The organism is Peptacetobacter sp., assembly GCF_029264495.1.
Taxonomy (GTDB): domain Bacteria; phylum Bacillota; class Clostridia; order Peptostreptococcales; family Peptostreptococcaceae; genus Peptacetobacter.
Genome location: NZ_JARIBH010000027.1, coordinates 1 through 3,485, shown reverse-complemented (window position 1 = coordinate 3,485; position 3,485 = coordinate 1). Strand labels below are relative to the sequence as shown.

Genomic DNA, 3,485 nt, shown 5'->3' with positions numbered 1-3,485 from the left:
GTTAGATATGATTAGTCTGTTATTTTTTTTGCATCTTTATATTTTTTGTATGAGATTTCAACTAAAGATTTTTCTTTACTATGATTTAACATTTCAAGAGCATCTTTTACTTTATAGAATCCGCCTTCTAAAAATTCAGAACTGATTTTACAATCTGTGCTTGGGGCATCCATAATAAACCAGTTTATGGCATTGCAAACTCTTTGCTGTCTACTTCTTGAGAAGAACTCATATATAGTGTCTCCAGCAATATCTAGTAATTTAGCGTCTATACCAGTTTCATCTTTTACTCTTGCTATAGCACTTTCTTGAGCCATGTACATACCAGATATTTTTCCTTTTGGAAGAGTCCATTCACCTCTGTCATTTTTTACTAATAACACCTGATTTGCGTGGAATACCACACCACCTGCACAACGTCTTACTATCATATCGAATCCCTCCTATAAATATACGCACCTGCGTATGGTTTAAAAATATAATGGTCAGATATTAAACTGACTTTTCTAACTCGATTATCGCTTCTCTGTATGCACGAAGTACATAATCTTTTTCAACACCTTGTCTTGTTCTATATTGATTTCTCAATATTTCAAGACTATGTTTATTACCAACTTTTAAAAGAGCTTTTGCACAGTACTGTCTAGTCTGTGGATTCGAGTCTAAAAGTCCTAATTCTAAGACTTCTCGACTTTTAGGTGAACCTATCTTTCTGATTGCAGAATAAGAGATTCTTCTAACATCGGAATTTCTATTATTCGCAAGAGTATGAAGAACTTTTAAAAAACCTTCATCATGCAACTCTCCAGCTGTCCATATTAGAATAATCAAATCATCTGTATTATATTCAGTAAGAATACGTTTGTACACCTTTCTCTTAAAGTATACCATCTTTTCCGAGTTTAATCTATCTAAAAAATTAAGCCTTTTATTTTTATCTAATCCTAAAAAACTTTGCAATTCATCTTGATTTTCATTATTTACTTCTAATTTTTTCCCTTTTTCATTTTTATTATATATTTTTGATTTATTTTTGATTTTTATTATCGCTGTATTTGCGGTTTTTCTTACATCTTCATTTTCATGATTCGAAAGTTCTTCTAAGAACTTTAAAAAATCTATATCTCCTAATTCTCCTGCTGTCCATGATAAAATCATTAAATTTCTTATATCTTTTTCAATATGAACAAGTCTTAGTATTTTTCGCTTAAAATACTCACTTTCTTCTGAGTCTATTTTTTTTAAATACTCTTTTCTTTCATCTTTATTTAATGTAAGATATATCTCAAATGAATCCTTTTTTATATTTTCTTCTCTTTTTTCAATTTGCATCTTTATTAAATGATCAGCAATATCTTGATTAGATAAATTTCTAACTTTTGCAATTTGATTTACATTTAAAGATTCTTTATATAAAAGATATGTTATTTGATAATCTTCCAATGAATCTATATTTTTCCAATTTATATCCATATAATCAACTCAATTCATTTGTTATTTTTTATATTGAATAACTATTTATTGATATCTTTAATACTATTTTTCCATTATATAATTTTTATATTTTCCAAAATCTTCTTCATCTAATGAAACTCTGAATTTAGTTCCTTCTCCTAGATATTCAAATTCATCTATATTATATTTATCTTTACATTTACTAAAAATATCTCCTCTATCATAAGGAATTAATAATTCTACATCATAAGTATTTTCCATAACTGCTTTTTCTATCATATTAAGCAGTTTATCCATATTAATTCCTTGCTTAGCTGATATATATACTATATTATCTTGATTTTTTGGATATATATCTAATTCTAGTTTATCTACTTTATTATATACAAGGATAGTATTTTTATCATCTGCACCTAGTTCTTTTAGTACTTTTTCTGTTGTTTTCTTTTGTATTTCATAACTATCATTAGTAGCATCTATTACATGTAAAATTAAATCTGCATAATTTACCTCTTCTAGTGTAGATTTAAATGCATCTACTAAATCATGTGGTAATTTACTTACAAAACCAACAGTATCTACTACTAAGAAATCTTTTTTATTTGGAAGTACAGCTTTTCTTAAAGTAACATCTAATGTTGCAAATAACATATCTTTTACAAATACTTCTTTTTCACTTTCATACTCTTTATGAGTTTTTATTAATTCATTCAATAATGTAGATTTTCCAGCATTTGTATATCCAACCAATGCAACTATAGGTATATTAGATTTTTTTCTTTGCGTTCTCTGAGTTTCTCTATTTTTTTTGACAAGTTTTAATTCTTTTCTAATATCTGCAGCCCTATTTAATATATGTCTTTTATCTATTTCAAGTTTTTGTTCACCTGGACCTCTTGTTCCTATACCTGCACCAGTTCTACTCATACTTCCACCCATTCCATAAAGTCTAGGTAATCTATATTTCAACTGAGCTAACTCTACTTGTAGTTTTCCTTCTCTACTTTTTGCTCTTTGTGCAAATATATCTAATATAAGAGTTGTTCTATCTATTGTTTTTATTCCTGTTAAATCTTCTATATTTCTAGTTTGAGCACCTGATAATTCATCATTAAAGATTATTAAAGTAGCATCAAGTCCCTCACAGTAATTTTTTATTTCTTCTACTTTACCTTTCCCTACATAATACGCTGCATCAACTGCTGATTTGTTTTGTATAACAGAACCAACAACTTCTGCTCCTGCTGCCTTTGCTAATTCTTTTAATTCTTCCATAGAATCATTTATATCTATATCGTCTACTCTTTTTGATACAGTAGTTATATTCATTCCTACTAAAAGTGCTCTTTCAACAACTTCTTCATGTAAGTTTATATCTAATTCAGTCATATCTTCCTCCTATTTTTAATTTTTATTAAATTTTATATTTTTTATAAATAGCTAAATAAATTTAATTATATTATATCTCAAAAAAATTATCACTGCTATAATTATTACAAACTAGACTATATCAATTTTATTTATTGTGTTATTCTTGTATATATATTATTCCTTTAAAGGAGGTTTTTTATGAGTGAAAATTATAAGTTTTTCTGTCATAAATCTTGTGAATTTTTCCCTTGTCATAAAACAAATAATAAAGATGAATTTAATTGCTTATTTTGTTATTGTCCTTTATATGCACTTGGTGAAAATTGTGGTGGAAATTTCAGGTATACTAAAAAAGGTATAAAAGATTGCAGTGATTGTATGTTGCCTCATAACAAAAATAATTTTGATTATATAATGAAAAAATTTACTGAAATATCAAAGTTAGCTAGTAAGAAAATTGATGAATAATTAAATTTTAAAAGGTACTCTTTATACAACTAAGTATATTGAGTACCTTTAATTTTATATCTCACTTTTATTTGTTATTGTATTATCTGACTAATTTAATTATACTATTTTAGTTGTAAAATCTTCAATATTCCATACATCATCTACAAAGTCCATATAAAATTCTGGTTCATGTGATACTAGTAAAACTG

Annotated in this window: 4 protein-coding genes; 1 reads left to right on the top strand and 3 read right to left on the bottom strand. The window is 26.5% G+C overall.

Going from position 1 to position 3,485, the window contains the following annotated elements; translation table 11 throughout:
* Window positions 1–11: 11 nt before the first annotated feature.
* The 3 genes from Q1J78_RS02715 to hflX form a co-directional block, all read right to left on the bottom strand.
* The gene (locus tag Q1J78_RS02715; RefSeq protein WP_300276223.1) at window positions 12–431 is read right to left on the bottom strand and encodes an NUDIX domain-containing protein; all 420 of its coding nucleotides are present in this window, start codon (window positions 429–431) and stop codon (window positions 12–14) included.
* A gap of 61 nt (window positions 432–492) precedes the next feature.
* Window positions 493–1,473: a HEAT repeat domain-containing protein gene (locus tag Q1J78_RS02710; protein WP_300276221.1), complete on the bottom strand. Its 981-nt coding sequence runs from the start codon at window positions 1,471–1,473 to the stop codon at window positions 493–495.
* Window positions 1,474–1,536: 63 nt separating this feature from the next.
* Window positions 1,537–2,844: a GTPase HflX gene (gene hflX, locus Q1J78_RS02705; RefSeq protein WP_300276219.1), complete on the bottom strand. Its 1,308-nt coding sequence runs from the start codon at window positions 2,842–2,844 to the stop codon at window positions 1,537–1,539.
* A gap of 180 nt (window positions 2,845–3,024) precedes the next feature.
* Here hflX and Q1J78_RS02700 point away from each other — a divergent pair, with 180 nt between their 5' ends.
* The gene (locus tag Q1J78_RS02700; protein WP_300276217.1) at window positions 3,025–3,294 is read left to right on the top strand and encodes a cysteine-rich small domain-containing protein; all 270 of its coding nucleotides are present in this window, start codon (window positions 3,025–3,027) and stop codon (window positions 3,292–3,294) included.
* Window positions 3,295–3,485: the final 191 nt, after the last annotated feature.

What these genes read in the sequence shown, in the direction of transcription:
- Q1J78_RS02700 (WP_300276217.1), top strand. Translation starts at nt 3,025, where the DNA reads ATGAGTGAAAATTATAAGTTTTTCTGTCATAAATCTTGTGAATTTTTC.
- Q1J78_RS02710 (WP_300276221.1), bottom strand. Translation starts at nt 1,473, where the DNA reads ATGGATATAAATTGGAAAAATATAGATTCATTGGAAGATTATCAAATA.
- Q1J78_RS02715 (WP_300276223.1), bottom strand. Translation starts at nt 431, where the DNA reads ATGATAGTAAGACGTTGTGCAGGTGGTGTGGTATTCCACGCAAATCAG.
- hflX (WP_300276219.1), bottom strand. Translation starts at nt 2,844, where the DNA reads ATGACTGAATTAGATATAAACTTACATGAAGAAGTTGTTGAAAGAGCA.